This is a genomic window from Rathayibacter sp. KR2-224, from assembly GCF_049446075.1.
Lineage (GTDB): Bacteria > Actinomycetota > Actinomycetes > Actinomycetales > Microbacteriaceae > Humibacter.
The window spans coordinates 173,274-189,064 of the sequence record NZ_JBMSEB010000003.1 but is presented as its reverse complement, the minus strand read 5'-3'; the positions used below and the strand labels follow the sequence as shown (position 1 = coordinate 189,064).

Genomic DNA, 15,791 nt, shown 5'->3' with positions numbered 1-15,791 from the left:
CAAGGAATACGAAATGGCAGACATCAGCATCAGCCCGGACGAGATCCGGTCCGCTCTCAAAGACTTCGTGAACGGGTACCAGCCCGAGACCACGGCGATTACCGAGGTCGGTGTCGTGGTCGACGCCGCCGACGGCATCGCCCACGTCGAGGGGCTTCCGGGCGCCATGGCCAACGAGTTGCTTCGCTTCGGCGACGGTACCCTCGGCCTCGCGCTGAACCTCGACGAGAACGAGATCGGCGTCGTCGTGCTCGGCGAGTTCGCGGGCATCGAGGAGGGCCAAGAGGTCACGAGGACCGGAGAGGTGCTCTCCGTCGCGGTTGGTGACGGCTACCTCGGCCGAGTCGTCGACCCGCTTGGCAACCCCATCGATGGCCTCGGCGCGGTGCAGACGGACGGTCGGCGAGCGTTGGAGCTTCAGGCCCCCGGTGTCATGCAGCGTAAGAGCGTGCACGAGCCGCTTCAGACCGGCATCAAGGCCATCGACGCGATGATCCCGATCGGCCGCGGACAGCGTCAGCTGATCATCGGCGACCGCCAGACCGGCAAGACCGCGATCGCGATCGACACGATCATCAACCAGAAGGCCAACTGGGAGTCCGGTGACCCCAAGAAGCAGGTGCGGTGCATCTACGTGGCGATCGGCCAGAAGGGGTCGACCATCGCGGGTGTGAAGGGCGCGCTGGAAGATGCCGGTGCCATGGAATACACGACGATCGTCGCCGCTCCGGCGTCCGATCCTGCCGGCTTCAAGTACCTCGCTCCCTACACCGGGTCGGCCATCGGCCAGCACTGGATGTATGCGGGCAAGCACGTGCTCATCATCTTCGATGACCTCTCCAAGCAGGCGGAGGCGTATCGCGCTGTGTCGTTGCTGCTGCGCCGTCCGCCGGGGCGCGAAGCGTATCCCGGAGACGTCTTCTATCTGCACTCTCGTCTTCTGGAGCGTTGTGCGAAGCTCTCCGACGAGCTGGGCGCCGGATCGATGACGGGTCTGCCGATCATCGAGACGAAGGCGAACGACGTCTCGGCATACATCCCGACGAACGTGATCTCGATCACAGACGGTCAGATCTTCCTGCAGTCCGATCTGTTCAACGCGAACCAGCGTCCGGCCGTTGACGTGGGCATCTCGGTGTCCCGCGTCGGTGGTGACGCTCAGGTGAAGTCGATCAAGAAGGTGTCGGGAACCTTGAAGCTCGAGCTCGCTCAGTATCGTGCGCTCGAAGCATTCTCGATGTTCGCGTCCGACCTCGACGCGGCGTCACGTCGCCAACTGGCGCGGGGCGCCCGCCTGACCGAACTGCTCAAGCAGCCGCAGTATTCGCCCTTCCCCGTCGAGGAGCAGGTGGTCTCCATCTGGGCCGGCACCAATGGCAAGCTCGACGAGGTGCCGATCGAGGACATCCTGCGGTTCGAGGCCGAGTTCCTCGACTTCTTGCGCAGGACGACGACCATTCTCGACACCCTCCGCGACACGAACGTTCTCGACGACGACACCGTGGCTGAGCTCGATCGTGAGATCGACATCTTCAAGCTCGAGTTCCAGACCAGCTCTGGACACTCGCTCATCGAGCCGGGCAGCGAGCGCTACCAAGCGATCGAAGAAGAGGAAATCGACCAGGAGAAGATCGTTACGGGCCGTCGCTGAGCGACCCATCGACCAGCTGACACTCAGACAGGAGTCCCATGGCAGCGCAACTTCGGGTCTACCGGCAGCGCATTCGCTCAGCGCAGACGACGAAGAAGATCACCCGAGCGATGGAGTTGATCTCTGCGAGCCGCATCTACAAGGCGCAGGCTCGCGTGCAGGAGTCGACGCCGTACACTCGGGCGGTCACCCGCGCCGTTGCGGCTGTGGCCGCACACTCCAACGTGAAGCACCTCCTCACGACCGAGGCAGAGAACGTGCGCCGAGCGGCGATCGTGATCTTCTCCTCGGATCGTGGCCTCGCGGGAGCATTCAATTCCCAGGTGATCAGAGAGGCTCTGGAGCTTGAGTCCCTGCTCCTCGCTCAGGGCAAAGAGGTGGTGTTCTATCTGATCGGACGCAAGTCCGTTGGATTCTTCACGTTCCGCAAGCGCGAGAGTGTGCGCAACTGGGTCGGGATCACCGACGGCCCGACATTCGACGATGCACAAGAGATCGGCGAAGAGCTCGTCGACGCCTTCACGAAGGACACCGAAGACGGTGGAGTCGACGAGATTCACATCGTGTACAACCGCTTCGTGAGCATGCTGGTGCAGACGCCGCGCGTCGTGCGGCTTCTTCCGCTCGAGCTCGTGGAGGGCATCGAACCTGTCGAAGACAAGTCGATGCTTCCGCTTTACGAGTTCGAACCCGATGCCGACACTGTGCTCGATGCGCTGCTGCCCGCATACATCCATAGCCGGCTCTATAACGCGCTGCTCGAATCGGCCGCGGCGAAGCATGCAGCCACCCAGAAGGCCATGAAGTCCGCGAGCGACAATGCCGACAAGCTGATTACCAACTACACGCGCCTTGCGAACAACGCACGACAGTCAGAGATCACTCAGCAGATCTCCGAGATCGTCGGTGGCGCCGACGCCCTGGCCTCCCAGTAGACGTCTCGAGACGAAACAGAGAGAGAAAGAAATGACACCGACAGCCACCGCCGAGACTCAGGGCGCGGCAGCGGAGACGACGCCGGGCGTCGGCCGCATTGCTCGCGTCACCGGGCCCGTCGTCGACATCGAGTTCCCGCACGACTCGCTCCCAGAAATCTACAACGCCCTCAAGACGACGATCAGCTTCGTAGGCGACGAAGAGACAGCCCAAGAAATCACTCTCGAGGTCGCCCAGCACCTGGGTGACGACCTCGTTCGCGCCATCGCGCTCAAGCCGACCGACGGCTTGGTACGTGGCCAGGAGGTACGCGACACCGGCGCTGCCATTTCGGTGCCCGTCGGCGACGTCACCCTGGGTCACGTCTTCAACGTGATCGGTGACGTGCTCGACGAGCAGCCGGGCGAGAAGCTTGAGATCACTGAGCGCTGGCCGATTCATCGCAAGGCGCCGGCGTTCGACCAGCTCGAGTCGAAGACGACCATGTTCGAGACGGGCATCAAGGTCATCGACCTGCTCACCCCGTACGTGCAGGGCGGCAAGATCGGCCTGTTCGGCGGCGCCGGCGTCGGCAAGACCGTTCTGATTCAGGAGATGATCCAGCGTGTTGCGCAGGATCACGGTGGCGTCTCGGTATTCGCCGGTGTCGGTGAGCGTACGCGTGAGGGCAACGACCTCATCCATGAGATGGAAGAGGCCGGTGTCTTCGACAAGACGGCCCTCGTCTTCGGACAGATGGACGAGCCACCAGGGACGCGTCTGCGCGTCGCGCTGTCGGCTCTGACGATGGCGGAATACTTCCGCGATGTGCAGAGGCAGGACGTGCTGCTGTTCATCGACAACATCTTCCGGTTCACGCAGGCAGGCTCCGAGGTCTCGACGCTGCTTGGCCGCATGCCCTCCGCGGTGGGATATCAGCCCAACCTCGCCGACGAGATGGGTGTGCTTCAGGAGCGCATCACCTCGACGCGTGGACACTCGATCACGTCTCTGCAGGCGATCTATGTGCCTGCTGACGACTACACCGACCCTGCGCCGGCAACGACGTTCGCACACCTGGACGCCACCACGGAGCTTTCACGCGAGATCGCTTCCCAGGGTCTCTACCCCGCGGTGGATCCTCTCGCTTCGACGAGCCGCATCCTCGACCCGCGTTACCTGGGCGAGGACCACTACCGCGTCGCCACTACCGTCAAGCAGATCCTCCAGAAGAACAAGGAACTGCAGGAGATCATCGCGATCCTCGGCGTCGACGAGCTCAGCGAAGAAGACAAGGTGACTGTTTCGCGAGCTCGGCGCATCCAGCAGTTCCTCTCGCAGAACACCTACATGGCGAAGAAGTTCACCGGCGTCGAGGGCTCCACAGTTCCGCTGAAGGAGACCATCGAGTCGTTCGATGCCATCTGCCGTGGCGAGTTCGACCACGTCGCGGAGCAGGCGTTCTTCAATGTCGGACCGATCTCCGACGTTGAAGAGAAGTGGGCGAAGATCCAGAAGGAGAACGGCTGACCATGGCGACCATCAAGGTCAGCGTGGTCTCTGCGGATCGTGAGATCTGGTCGGGCGATGCTTCGATGGTCGTGGCGCGTACAACCATCGGCGAGATAGGCATCCTGCCCGGGCATACGCCGCTCCTTGGAACGCTTGCCGAAGGAGAGGTGCGCATCACTCTGCCGGGTGGTGAGCGGCTCGTCGCAAACGCAGCCGACGGATTCGTCTCATTCGAGAACAACGAACTCACAGTGCTGGCGGGCAAAGCCGCGCTGGTGTGATGTCGGCCGACTCGCGGTGACGCTGCCGACCGATGAGGTCGGCAGCGTCAGCGAAAGTCGGGGTCGATTTACCGCCGCTGCCGCCGGGAGAACGGGTGCCGGCGAATCGGTCAGTAGGGTCGACGCGAGCGGCGCTAGTGGCGCGGAGCACGGCTTCTTGGTCTAATCGACTCGGGGCCGGGCTCGGCTCAGCGGGGAGGATCTCAGGTGGCGCAGACCACGGTGGACCGGCAGTTCGGCGATATCCGCATTCCGGTTCTCGTCGCCATGGCGGGACTGCCCGGCGCGGGCAAGTCGACGATCGCCGAAGTGATAGGCGCACGATTGAGCGGCACGATCGTTTCGGTCGACCCGATCGAGTCGGCGATTCTGCACGCGGGTATCGAGGCGGACCAGCCCACCGGGCTAGCGGCGTACCTCGTTGCGGAGACCCTCGCTGAGCAGGTGCTTTCGTCGGGGCATAGCGTGATCGTCGATGCCGTCAACGCCGTTGAACCGGCCAGATTGCAGTGGCGGGACCTTGCGCTGCGCCTGAACGTGCCATTGCGAGTCATCGAGGTTGAATGCTCCGATCCCGAGTTGCATCGCCAACGGCTCGAGAAGCGCGTGCGCAACCTTCCTCATTTCGATGAGCCATCATGGCGTGCGGTCGAACAGAGCCTCGAGGACTATCAGCCGTGGAAGGGGGAGTGCGCGTCGATGCCGCGCATCACCCTCGACACCGCCAATTCTCTGGGACAGAACGTCGAGGCAGCCATCCGCTTCATCGCGCCGTGATGGCGCCCGATGACGGCTCCGAGCACGGTGTCGCGGAGTGCGCCGGCTCGTTTCGAGGCATCGCGTGCTGATCCTCCTACCTCCGTCGGAGTCGAAGCGCGCAGGTGGGCGCGGCAGCGCACGGCTGCGGCTCGACTCCCTTCGGTTTCCCGAGTTGTTGGAGCAGCGGGAGCAGACGGCTCATGCTCTTGTCGAACTCGCCCGTGGGAGCGACCCGGAAGCTGCTGCCAAGGCGCTCGGTATTCCGCGCACTCTCGCCGGTGAGTTGCAGAGTGACGCCCTGCTTTTCGAGTCGCCCGTCATGCCGGCGATCGACCGGTACACAGGCGTGCTTTACGACGCATTGGATGCCGCCACTCTCCCTGCCGAGGCACGCCGGCATCTTGCACGAACGGTAGCCATCCACTCCGCAGTGTTCGGACCCGTCGGCGCGCTTGACCGCATTCCCGACTACCGCATGTCGGCCACCTCGCGCATTCCGGGCATCCGGCTCCGCTCCCTCTGGGCTCCGGCTGTGACCTCGGCTCTCGGCTCCGTGCAGGGTCCGGTCATCGACCTGCGATCGGAAGGCTACGTGGCACTGGGGCCACTGCGCTCACGGCCCGATGCGGTGTTCGTGCGCGTCGTATCCGAGACGCCGGACGGCATCCAGCGTGCGCTCAACCACTTCAATAAGCACGCGAAAGGGATGCTCGTGCGCGCTTTCGCGCTCCAACGGCCCCGCGTGCGCTCGCTTGACGGCTTCGTGCAATGGGCTCGATCGGCTGGCTTCCGTATGGAATCAGCAGCAGATCATGAGGTCCGGCTCGTGGTGAGCTGAGATAAGATCACTTACAGCAGCCGGCAAGTTCGGTTTCGCAGCTGCTAACGCCATAGACAGTTTTGAAGTGGCCACAATCAGGGCGCTCGCGTCTTTGCTCCAGCGGGCGAACGCAATACAGTCGGGTCGGCGAAGAAAGGTCGGCGCGCGTCCCCTCCGCGCGTCAGAGTGATCGTTCGCGGTGCGATGACCGGATTTCTGATCGCCTGCGGTCGGGCAAGTGCGATACCGGTCTTCACGAGGCACACCGTCAGGATCACCGGATCCCGCCGACCCGGCCTTGTTCCCGCAAGTCAGGCAGCCGCATTCGCTGCTCGCCAGCATCCCGCAACGTGATCGTCGACGAGCCCCGCCGACTGCATGAGCGCGTACATGGTCGTCGGTCCGACGAACCTGAAGCCGAGGCCGCGTAGTCGGCGGCTGAGAGCCGTGGACTCGGTGGTGACCGCGGGAATGTCGGCCAGTGAGGCCGGCGCACGGTCGCGGGCGCCTTCTGGGGCAAACGACCAGATGACTTCGCCGAGCGGCTGATCGAGAGCGGTGGTGGCGCGCGCGTTCGCAATGGTTGCCTGGATCTTGCCGCGATGGCGGATGATCGCGGCGTTGAGCAAGAGCCGCTCGACATCGTCTTCGGTCATGGCGGCGACGCGCTCCACCTCGAAACCATGGAACGCCTCCCTGAAGGCAGGCCGCCTCAGCAGGATTGTTCGCCACGACAGACCAGCCTGGAATCCCTCGAGGCAGATCTTCTCGAACAGCGCGCGGTCGTCGTGGAGCGGAGTTCCCCATTCTTCGTCGTGGTAACGCTGGTACTCCTCGTCATTGCCCACCCAGGCGCAACGCGCCGTTCCGTCGTCGCCGACCAGAATGTCGGGCCGCCGCTGGTCTCGGGCGGCCGCGGCCGCGTCGCCTGCCGTCTGCACGTCGCTCATGCCGCCAGCGTGATCCCTTCATGCTCCAGAAGCCATAGCTTGGTCGGAATGCCTTGGCCCCCGCTGTAGCCGGTGACGGCGCCGTTCGATCCGAGCACGCGATGGCATCCGATGAAGAGCGGGATGGGGTTGGAGCCGATCGCACCTCCTACCGCACGCCCGGCGGTCGGCTTGCCGACGGCCATGCCGAGTTCACCGTACGTGGTGTGCTCACCCCAGCCGACGTGACGAAGTTGCTCCCAGACCGCGCGCCGGAAGGGCGTGCCCGCTGGCGCGAGGGGAACGTCGAATAAGCGACGCTCGCCCCCGAAGTACTCATCGAGTTGGCGGGCGGCCTTGAGCACCACGTCGTCCGGACGGTCCGGTTGGCCGTCGTGCGGCAGCATGCCGTCGCGCTCGATGGTGAGGGACGTGACGGCGTCGCCGTCTGAGACGAGCTCGAGTCTTCCGATCGGGCTCGGCAGCCGAAGCAGGTATCCGTTCATGAGTCGACAGTACGGCCGGCATCCGACACCGGATGCGGCACTGATCCCGAAGTGGATACATCGGTGATTCAAGAGCCTGGGGAGGAAGAGGACGCGCCATGGACCCTAGAATTTCGCCGTGGTTCTCCTTGATGTCATCTGTCTCATCGTTGCGCTGGTCGCCGTCGCGTTCGGGGTGATCGCACTGGTGCGCTCCCGGGCGGCTGAAGAGCGGGCGGAGGCAGCGGCATCCGGAGTCGCGAGGGCGGAAAGCAGCGCCCAGGCGGCCGTTGCCGGACTCGAGCAGTTGGAGGCGAAGGCATCGCAAGCCCGCCAGGATGCGGCGAACTCCGCGCAGCAAGCAGCTCGCGCCGCGCAAGCGGCCGCGTCGGCTCAGGCGGCCGCGGTGGCGAGCAGGCAGGAGGCCGAGGCGGTGTCCGATCGAGTGGCGCGAGCCGAGGCGGCTCGCGCGGGCGCGACGAAGGCGGAACTCGTGGGTGCGTCGGCACCGGCCTCCGCCGATGCCCCGGCCTTGGCGAGCGTGCAGCGGGCTGAAGCACACGAGGTCGCCGACGGCGACAGCGGCGACACCGAACGCGTCGTGCAGGTGTCGTGGCGGTTGGAGCAGGTGCGCAATTCGACCTGGGCGTTGCGCAACACGGGGTTGGCGAAGGCGCATGGCGCCCTGCTTTCGGACGCCACCGTTCCGCCGAAGTTCGTGCGTCCAGACGAGGTGATCCCGCGTGACGTCGAGCGCGACGACGTGCTGCAGTTCCGGGTGATGGCGGCGCGCGGCGGGCCGCCACCGCGCATCAGGGTGACGTGGCGCGAGGGGGCGGATTCCCCGGCGTTCTCGCGCGAATTCACCGTTCTCGCCGCATCCTGACCGCCCCGCGGCGCGCCTGGAGGTCTCGCGGCGACCGCCTCGCCGCGCCCCGAGGTCTCCCGGCGACCGCCTCGCCGCGCCCCGAGGCCTCGCGGCAACCGCCTCGCGCCACCACGCGCATCCTTGGGGCGTCGGGCATCGTGCGGCTTCGCCCATGCCGCGTCCCAACGCTTGAACGTGGACCGGTAGGGTCCATTCGCCATGCCGTTTGACCGGAAGGAGATCGAGCGCGCCGTCGCGGAATCCTCTGACAGCGAAACGGGGAGCAGAACGAGACGCCATGGTTGCGGAGTGAGCGCACACTCAGTTAGCATTCCTGCGTGCCACGCATCCCGAATCGCGCCAGCCCGTTGCCCCCGGAAGAGCGCAGAGCAGCGATCATCCAGGCCGTGATCCCCGTGATGATCGAGCACGGTGCCTCGCTCACCTCCCGTCAGATCGCGGAGGCGGCCGGCGTTGCAGAGGGAACGATCTTCCGGGTCTTCGGCGACAAGGACACCCTGCTGCGCGAGGCGGCCGACGCGTACCTTGACCCGTCGCCAGTGCGAACCAGCCTGGCCGAGATCGACCCGAGCCTTCCTCTCGAGGACAAGGTGGCGCGCATCCTGGCAGTGCTGAGGCAGCGATTCCACGGCGTGATCAGCATCATGTCCGCAATCGGATACACCGGAGGAGAGCCCCCGGCCCGTACGCCGGCTCCGGGGCAGAAATGGGAATACGCCTCGATCGTCGCCCGCCTGGTGGAACCCGAACTGGAGCGACTCAACGTGCCGGCCGAACACGTCGCACCGTTCATCCGGCTCATCGCGTTCGCACTGGCCATCCCGGGCTTCACCGTCGAGACCTCGCTCGATGACGAGACATTGACCCGGCTCATCGTCTACGGCATCGCCGGAGACATGACGGCCGGCCACGAGGATGCCGTAGGAAAGCGGGCCGCGCACGCGCTGGCCGCAGACAACCGGACATCGGAGGCCCGCCTCGGAGAGCGCCAGGCCGAGGGGTACGCGTGCGACGGACTCGACGAGGCGGGCGCTACCGGATCGGGCTCCGACGAACACAGAGACGAACCCAGAATCGACGAAAGTGTGAAGACCCATGCCTGAAATCTCACGGCCGCGGCGCGCAGCCATGAACCGGGAGGTGATCGCATGCTGATGCGGTTGCTCGTGCGATACCTCAAACCGCACTGGTCCTTGCTCGTCGGCGTTCTCGTGTTTCAGCTGCTGCAGTCATTCGCCTCGCTGTACCTGCCGACGCTCAATGCCGACCTCATCGACAAGGGCGTGATCAAAGGCGACACCGGATACATCATCGGCACCGGCGGATTCATGCTGCTCGTCACGCTCGGGCAGGTGGCCTGCAACATCCTCGCCGTCTACTTCGGCGCGAAGGCCTCGATGCGGCTCGGCCGGGATCTTCGCGTGCGGGTCTTCTCGCATGTCGGCGCGTTCTCGGAGCGAGAGGTCACAAAGTTCGGGGCGCCGTCGTTGATCACCCGCAACACGAACGACGTGCAACAGGTTCAGATGCTCGTGCTGATGAGCTGCACGATGCTCGTCTCTGCGCCCATCCTCTGCATCGGCGGCATCGTGCTCGCCATTCAACAGGACCTCGGGATGTCCTGGCTCATCGCCGTCAGTGTGCCGGTGCTGCTGGTCTGCGTCGTGCTGATCATCTCCCGCATGGTGCCGCAGTTCCGCAAGATGCAGAAGCGCATCGACCAGGTGAATCGGGTGCTGCGCGAGCAGCTGACGGGCATCCGCGTCGTTCGGGCGTTCGTGCGCGAAGACATCGAACGCGGCAGGTTCAATACGGCGAACGAGGAGGTCACCGAGACCGCACTGAAAGCCGGGCGCCTGATGGCGCTGATGTTCCCGACCGTGATGCTGGTGCTGAACCTCTCCAGCGTCGCCGTAATCTGGTTCGGCGCGTTCCGCATCGACGACGGATCCCTCCAGGTCGGCACGCTGACGGCGTTCCTCAGTTACCTCATGCAGATCCTGATGGGCGTGATGATGGCGACGTTCATGTTCGTCATGGTGCCGCGCGCAGCGGTCTGCGCCGAACGCATCGGCGAGGTGCTGGACACGGAATCGAGCGTCAAGGCATCCGAAAACGCGATCCGGGAGGTCAAGGAGCGCGGCACGGTCGAGCTGTTCGAGGTCGGGTTCGCCTACCCGGGTGCTGAGGACCCTGTTCTCAGCGACATCAATCTGCGCGTCGAGCGCGGCCAGACTGTGGCGATCATCGGGTCGACCGGCGCAGGAAAGACAACTCTCATCAACCTGCTGCCGCGGCTTTTCGACGCGACGAGTGGCTCCGTTCTGATCGATGGCGCCGACGTAGCGGAGCTCGACCCTGAGGTGCTGTGGGAGCGCATCGGCCTGGTGCCGCAGAAGCCCTACCTGTTCTCGGGCACCGTGGCATCCAACTTGCGGTACGGCAAGCCCGACGCCACAGACGACGAACTGTGGCGTGCGCTGGAGATCGCTCAGGCGAAGGACTTCGTGCAGGCCATGGAGGGCGGCCTCGAGGCCGAGATAGCTCAGGGTGGAACGAACGTGTCGGGAGGTCAGCGGCAGCGGCTCGCGATCGCCCGGGCTCTCGTGAAGCGGCCAGAGATCTACGTGTTCGACGACTCGTTCTCCGCGCTCGACCTTGCCACGGATGCCCGTCTGCGGCGGGCACTGCGTGAGAAGGAGGCGGGTGCAACGTTCGTGATCGTCGCGCAGCGCGTCACGACGATCACCGACGCGGACCAGATCGTGGTGCTGGAGAACGGCCGCATCGTCGGCGCGGGCACGCACGAGGAGCTGCTCGAGACATCCGAGACGTACGGGGAGATCGTGTCGTCTCAGCTCACTGCGGAGGAAGCGGCATGAGTGAAACGAAGACGCCGGCGCGGATGCCTGCACCCAGGCGCGGGCCAGGTGGCGGGGGACCGTTCGGTGGTGCCGGCATGCCCGCCGAGAAGGCGATGAACTTCGGTCCGACGGCGAAGCGTCTGCTCGGGCGGCTGCGTCCCGAGGCGGTGGGCCTTGTGGTCATGACGCTGCTCACAGTCGCGAGCGTGACGTTCAGCGTTCTCGGCCCGAAGCTGCTCGGCGAGGGCACGAACATCATCGTCGCGGGTTTCATCTCGAAGAGCCTCCCGGCGGGCGCCACGAAAGCCCAGGTGCTCGAGGGCATGCGCAAGAGCGGGCAGGGGCAGGTCGCCGACATGCTCAGCGGCATGAACCTCACGCCTGGGCACGGCATCGACTTCACGGCGCTGTCCCACGTGCTGATGATCGTTCTCGCGCTGTATGTGTTCGCGTCCGTGTTCAGCTGGCTGCAGGCATACATCCTCAACGGCATCACGATGCGCACCGTGTATCGCCTTCGCAAGGAGGTGGAGGAGAAGATTCACCGCCTGCCGCTCAAGTACTTCGACACCATGCCGAGGGGCGAGCTGCTGAGCCGGGTCACGAACGACATCGACAACGTTCAGCAGAGCCTTCAGCAGACCATGAGTCAGGTGGTCACCTCGCTGCTGACCGTCGTCGGCGTGCTCGTGATCATGTTCGTGATCTCACCGGTTCTCGCCCTGATCGCCCTGGTGTCGATTCCGCTCACGGTCTTCGTCACGATGGTCATCGCGAAACGGTCGCAGAAGATGTTCGTCGCGCAATGGCGCAACACCGGTGCGCTCAACGCGCAGATCGAGGAGACCTACACGGGTCACGCCATCGTGAAGGTGTTCGGCAGGCAGCGCGAGGTCAACGAGAAGTTCATCGCGAAGAATGATGAGCTCTACCAGGCCAGCTTCGGCGCGCAGTTCGTCTCGGGCATCATCATGCCTTCGATGCAGTTCGTCGGGAATCTCGTCTACGTGGGGATTGCGGTCGTCGGCGGCCTTCAGGTGGCGAGCGGAACCATCCAGATCGGCGACGTGCAGGCATTCATCCAGTACTCGCGTCAGTTCACCCAGCCGTTGGCCCAGCTCGGATCGATGGCGAACCTGCTGCAGTCGGGGGTTGCATCCGCCGAGCGCGTCTTCCAGCTGCTGGATGCCGACGAGCAGTCGTCGGATCCGCATGCACCCGACTCCGCAGGCGAGACGAAGGGGCGACTGGAGTTCGACCATGTCTCGTTCCGCTACGTCGACGAGAAGCCCCTGATCGAAGACCTCTCGCTGGTGGCCGAACCCGGCCAGACCGTCGCGATCGTCGGCCCGACTGGCGCAGGCAAGACCACGCTCGTGAATCTCATCATGCGGTTCTACGAGGTCGACTCGGGCAGGATCACACTGGACGGCACCGACATCACCCGGCTGACGCGGCGGGAGCTGCGCAGCAGGATCGGAATGGTGCTGCAAGACACCTGGCTGTTCGGCGGAACCATCCGCGACAACATCGCGTACGGACGCCCCGATGCGACCGAGGAGGAGATCGTCGAGGCGGCGACGGCGAGCTACGCCGACCGGTTCGTGCGCTCCCTGCCCGACGGCTACGACACGGTGCTCGACGACGAGGGGTCGAACATCAGCGCCGGCGAAAAGCAGTTGATCACGATCGCAAGGGCGTTTCTCGCCAGGCCGAGCCTGCTCATTCTCGACGAGGCGACCAGCTCGGTGGACACGCGTACCGAGCTGCTGGTGCAGAAGGCCATGAGTGCGTTGCGTGAGGGACGCACGAGCTTTGTGATCGCTCACCGGCTCTCCACCATCCGGGATGCCGACCTCATCCTCGTGATGGAGGCGGGGCGCATCGTCGAACAGGGAACTCATTCTCAGCTGCTGGCTGCCGGCGGCGCCTACTACACGCTGTACAACGCGCAGTTCGCCGGAGCGGTCTCGGACGAGGTCTGAGCCCGGCCGTCTTCCCGTCCACAACCATCGACAGATCGCACGAACGCACGGATGCCCGTCGGGCGCGCCCGCGGGCATCCGTTGCGCGAGAGCGTGATCGGCATGCCGTTCTCGATCGTCGCCTCCAGCCCGCTCGACCTGCTCACCTACGTTCCGGAGCTGGTCGGCTTCGAACCGCGGCGGAGTCTCGTGCTCGTCACGCTCTGCGGCAACACGACGGGTGGGACGCTGCGTGTCGACCTGCCGGACGGCGGGCATGCCGCAACGGATCGGGTGGATTTCGCTCGCGCGGTCGTGGGAATCGCGTGCAAGGTGCGTGGCGCCGATGCGCTGATTCCCATTCTGTTCACCGACGAATCCTGTGCGTCCGGCCCGCCGCACGCGGCCCTCTTCGCGGCGTTGCGGACTGCGGCCTCCGCTGCCGGATTCGCCGTGCACGACGCGCTGTTCGTGGCGCCGGACGGCTGGGGCCGGGATTCCGGCGTGGGCGGTCCGCGAGAAGAGCTGGATGCTGCGTGGCGGTTGAGAAGGCTCGACCCGGACAGCCGTCGCGTGCGTCAGTCGCCGGAACAGGAAGCGAGTCTTCCAGAGGTCGGGGCCGGTCAGATGGAGCGAACGATGTCCGCTCTCGCGTCTCTGCAGGCCGAGGAGCCGGGCGTCGACCCTGTATGGTTCGCCGAGTACGCCGCTCAGTGGGATCCAGGCCAGATCGGCCCCGTCTCGGCGGCTCTGGCCGCTGACCTGGTGAGCCGTCCTTGGGCGAGAGACGTGCTGCTCTTAACGTGGGCATGGGGAGCGTCTGCTGGAAGGAGGGCGCTTCGGTTCCAGGAGCAGTTCAGCCGCGGAGAGCCTGCACGAGACGAGCAGATCGCGATGGCACTTGCTGGACTCGGCGAGATGCCGCGTCCTTCTCCTGAGCGACTCGAGCAGGGCATCGCGCTGCTCCGCCAGGTGGCCGCGAGGCTGCACGAGACGGAGAGGGCACCGTGCCTCACGGCGGTGGCGTGGCTCAACTGGGCGCTCGGCCGCAGCTCCGTGGCCGGAGAACTCGTGCGGCGCGCGCGCAAGGCCGACGGCGAATACGGGTTCGCGGAACTCATGGAAACGATGCTCGAGCGAGGATTGCTTCCGGACTGGGCATTCCGGGCCGGCAGCGTGGGCTCGGCTGGCACCATTGACAGGGCGAGCCGGCGTCGAGCGCGATGATGTTCCGTGCGGTCGCAGTACTCTCGCAAGTGCCGCATCGGGATGCGGCGAACGCATCGACGACGGCAGGGAGGCTTGATTGGCCGAGGCGCACTCGTCACGACGTCGTATGGGGTTCGTGTACGCGGCTCCGCCGAGACCGCCTGAGGATGACTGGATCGCCGTCGTCGCCGAGTCTTTCGTCGTACTTCTCGAGCCCGGAGCTGGCGATGCCGGTCTGGACGCTCTCGCGGAGCTTGCCGAAGCGGACCATGCCGCGGTCGGCACGTCGGCGACTCCTGTCGGAAGCGCCCGCAGCGTCGCGGGCCCGAGCGCCGACCCAGGTGAGGAAACCGGCGCACCGTCCGGGGGTGAACGGCATAGTCGTCTGGAAGCCATCGTTTCCGCGATTCCCGCAGGTGAACTCGGCGTCGACTCCTTCACCGTCGTGCACGTCGACGGCAGAGTCGACGGCGGCTGGCAGGTGACGGCGGTTGCCAAGGGGCGTGCGGTCGCCGACATCTACTCGGTCGGCGGCGCTAGACGGTTCTCCTCATCCGGCGTGCAGCCGTGGTTGATCGCCACCTTTCGTGATGTGGTCGGCGTCGAACTCGGCGGTCCGGCGAGGCGTTTCGAGGCGGTCGCACGGCGCAGCCCTGGAGCGCTGCAGGTCGAGACGGGCTCGGGCCGCGTCGGTTCTCTGTTGTGGACGACGAACCGGCAGGATGCCGTCGCCGAAGGCCAAGACATGTACGTCAGACCGCCCGCGGCGCTTGACGACGACACCGTTCTCATCGGTGAGCAGCCCGGCGGTCCCGTGATCGGTTCCTCGCTCGCGGCCGACGAACCGGGGGAGCAGTCGCGGCGCCTTCGTGCGGACGACGGGCATCCGCAGGGCTTCGACGAGGAGACGGTCGAACGGCGACACCTGCCAGCCGCGCGCGACCTCGGTAGCGAGGCGGACGAACGCACAGTGGAACGGGCATCCTCGCCGATCCGTCTTCAAAAAGAGCGAGAGCCCATCGGTTCGGCTGCCCCGGCGCTGACTGCCGATGACGCCAGTGGAAACCGTGGCTCCGTCGTTCGTGGCCCGGACAGGGAGGGGCCAAGCGGTGAAGGTGCGCGGTCACAGAACCAGGATCCCGATGAGGCGCCGATGCGCGTCTTCGTGGGCATCCGTGGTCAGGAGCGGGCACCGCTCGATGCTCCCGTCGTCTACGGCCGTCGCCCGAGCGCTGCACGGCGTTCCGCTGTCGAGCCGGTGCTCGTGACCGTACCGTCGCCTGCGGGGGAGATCTCGGCGTCACACGTGCGCATCGAGCGGACGGGACGCGTGGTGGTCGTGACCGACCTCAGATCGCGAAACGGCACGACCGTGAGCCTCGAGGGTCACAGGCCGCGACGACTTCGCCCTGGCGAGGCGTTCGCGGTTCCCGGTGCCGCGTCGGTCGAGATCGGCGACGGGACTATCATCGACATCACCCCCGTAGGGTGGCTGTCGTGATCGGCACAGGTG

At 65.6% G+C, this 15,791-nt stretch carries 14 protein-coding genes; 12 read left to right on the top strand and 2 right to left on the bottom strand.

From position 1 onward, the window contains the following. Positions 1–13: 13 nt before the first annotated feature. The 6 genes from atpA (at position 14) to ACO2Q7_RS15825 (ending at position 5,956) form a co-directional block, all read left to right on the top strand. Positions 14–1,651, top strand: coding sequence for a F0F1 ATP synthase subunit alpha (gene atpA / locus ACO2Q7_RS15850; protein WP_423356681.1), 1,638 nt, complete (start codon positions 14–16; stop codon positions 1,649–1,651). Positions 1,652–1,689: 38 nt separating this feature from the next. Next, on the top strand, positions 1,690–2,586 hold the full coding sequence (locus ACO2Q7_RS15845; protein ID WP_423356680.1) for a F0F1 ATP synthase subunit gamma: 897 nt from the start codon (positions 1,690–1,692) through the stop codon (positions 2,584–2,586). A gap of 31 nt (positions 2,587–2,617) precedes the next feature. Beyond that, positions 2,618–4,096 (top strand): F0F1 ATP synthase subunit beta, encoded by a 1,479-nt coding sequence (atpD, locus tag ACO2Q7_RS15840; RefSeq protein WP_423356679.1) that lies wholly within the window; start codon positions 2,618–2,620, stop codon positions 4,094–4,096. Positions 4,097–4,098: 2 nt separating this feature from the next. Further along, the gene (locus ACO2Q7_RS15835) at positions 4,099–4,359 is read left to right on the top strand and encodes a F0F1 ATP synthase subunit epsilon (protein WP_423356678.1); all 261 of its coding nucleotides are present in this window, start codon (positions 4,099–4,101) and stop codon (positions 4,357–4,359) included. Positions 4,360–4,566: 207 nt separating this feature from the next. Further along, complete coding sequence (locus ACO2Q7_RS15830; protein WP_423356677.1) at positions 4,567–5,136, top strand: AAA family ATPase; 570 nt, start codon at positions 4,567–4,569, stop codon at positions 5,134–5,136. Positions 5,137–5,200: 64 nt separating this feature from the next. Then, positions 5,201–5,956, top strand: a complete 756-nt coding sequence (locus ACO2Q7_RS15825; RefSeq protein ID WP_423356676.1) for a YaaA family protein — start codon at positions 5,201–5,203, stop codon at positions 5,954–5,956. 293 nt (positions 5,957–6,249) lie between these two features. On the opposite strand, the gene ACO2Q7_RS15820 is transcribed toward ACO2Q7_RS15825, so the two are convergent. Together ACO2Q7_RS15820 and ACO2Q7_RS15815 are read right to left on the bottom strand one after the other, a co-directional pair. Continuing rightward, a complete protein-coding gene (locus ACO2Q7_RS15820; RefSeq protein ID WP_423356675.1) occupies positions 6,250–6,888 on the bottom strand; it encodes a DNA-3-methyladenine glycosylase I in 639 nt (212 codons plus the stop codon). Then, the gene (locus ACO2Q7_RS15815; protein ID WP_423356674.1) at positions 6,885–7,373 is read right to left on the bottom strand and encodes a methylated-DNA--[protein]-cysteine S-methyltransferase; all 489 of its coding nucleotides are present in this window, start codon (positions 7,371–7,373) and stop codon (positions 6,885–6,887) included. Before ACO2Q7_RS15815 ends, ACO2Q7_RS15820 begins: the two co-directional genes overlap by 4 nt. Before the next feature lie 118 nt (positions 7,374–7,491). Between ACO2Q7_RS15815 and ACO2Q7_RS15810 the strand changes: the two genes are divergently transcribed. The 6 genes from ACO2Q7_RS15810 (at position 7,492) to ACO2Q7_RS15785 (ending at position 15,779) form a co-directional block, all read left to right on the top strand. Beyond that, positions 7,492–8,238: a hypothetical protein gene (locus tag ACO2Q7_RS15810; RefSeq protein WP_423356673.1), complete on the top strand. Its 747-nt coding sequence runs from the start codon at positions 7,492–7,494 to the stop codon at positions 8,236–8,238. 320 nt (positions 8,239–8,558) lie between these two features. Continuing rightward, positions 8,559–9,344, top strand: a complete 786-nt coding sequence (locus tag ACO2Q7_RS15805) for a TetR/AcrR family transcriptional regulator (protein ID WP_423356672.1) — start codon at positions 8,559–8,561, stop codon at positions 9,342–9,344. A gap of 45 nt (positions 9,345–9,389) precedes the next feature. Continuing rightward, the gene (locus tag ACO2Q7_RS15800) at positions 9,390–11,123 is read left to right on the top strand and encodes an ABC transporter ATP-binding protein (RefSeq protein WP_423356671.1); all 1,734 of its coding nucleotides are present in this window, start codon (positions 9,390–9,392) and stop codon (positions 11,121–11,123) included. Beyond that, the gene (locus ACO2Q7_RS15795; protein ID WP_423356670.1) at positions 11,120–13,090 is read left to right on the top strand and encodes an ABC transporter ATP-binding protein; all 1,971 of its coding nucleotides are present in this window, start codon (positions 11,120–11,122) and stop codon (positions 13,088–13,090) included. The genes ACO2Q7_RS15800 and ACO2Q7_RS15795 overlap by 4 nt, the downstream gene beginning before the upstream one ends. 51 nt (positions 13,091–13,141) lie before the next feature. Continuing rightward, positions 13,142–14,296: a DUF4192 family protein gene (locus tag ACO2Q7_RS15790; RefSeq protein WP_423356669.1), complete on the top strand. Its 1,155-nt coding sequence runs from the start codon at positions 13,142–13,144 to the stop codon at positions 14,294–14,296. Positions 14,297–14,375: 79 nt separating this feature from the next. Further along, on the top strand, positions 14,376–15,779 hold the full coding sequence (locus ACO2Q7_RS15785) for an FHA domain-containing protein (protein WP_423356668.1): 1,404 nt from the start codon (positions 14,376–14,378) through the stop codon (positions 15,777–15,779). Positions 15,780–15,791: the final 12 nt, after the last annotated feature.

Excerpts from the sequence above, each read along its gene's own strand:
- atpA (WP_423356681.1), top strand. The coding sequence starts at position 14 with ATGGCAGACATCAGCATCAGCCCGGACGAGATCCGGTCCGCTCTCAAA.
- ACO2Q7_RS15845 (WP_423356680.1), top strand. The coding sequence starts at position 1,690 with ATGGCAGCGCAACTTCGGGTCTACCGGCAGCGCATTCGCTCAGCGCAG.
- atpD (WP_423356679.1), top strand. The coding sequence starts at position 2,618 with ATGACACCGACAGCCACCGCCGAGACTCAGGGCGCGGCAGCGGAGACG.
- ACO2Q7_RS15835 (WP_423356678.1), top strand. The coding sequence starts at position 4,099 with ATGGCGACCATCAAGGTCAGCGTGGTCTCTGCGGATCGTGAGATCTGG.
- ACO2Q7_RS15820 (WP_423356675.1), bottom strand. The coding sequence starts at position 6,888 with ATGAGCGACGTGCAGACGGCAGGCGACGCGGCCGCGGCCGCCCGAGAC.
- ACO2Q7_RS15815 (WP_423356674.1), bottom strand. The coding sequence starts at position 7,373 with ATGAACGGATACCTGCTTCGGCTGCCGAGCCCGATCGGAAGACTCGAG.
- ACO2Q7_RS15800 (WP_423356671.1), top strand. The coding sequence starts at position 9,390 with ATGCTGATGCGGTTGCTCGTGCGATACCTCAAACCGCACTGGTCCTTG.
- ACO2Q7_RS15795 (WP_423356670.1), top strand. The coding sequence starts at position 11,120 with ATGAGTGAAACGAAGACGCCGGCGCGGATGCCTGCACCCAGGCGCGGG.
- ACO2Q7_RS15790 (WP_423356669.1), top strand. The coding sequence starts at position 13,142 with ATGCCCGTCGGGCGCGCCCGCGGGCATCCGTTGCGCGAGAGCGTGATC.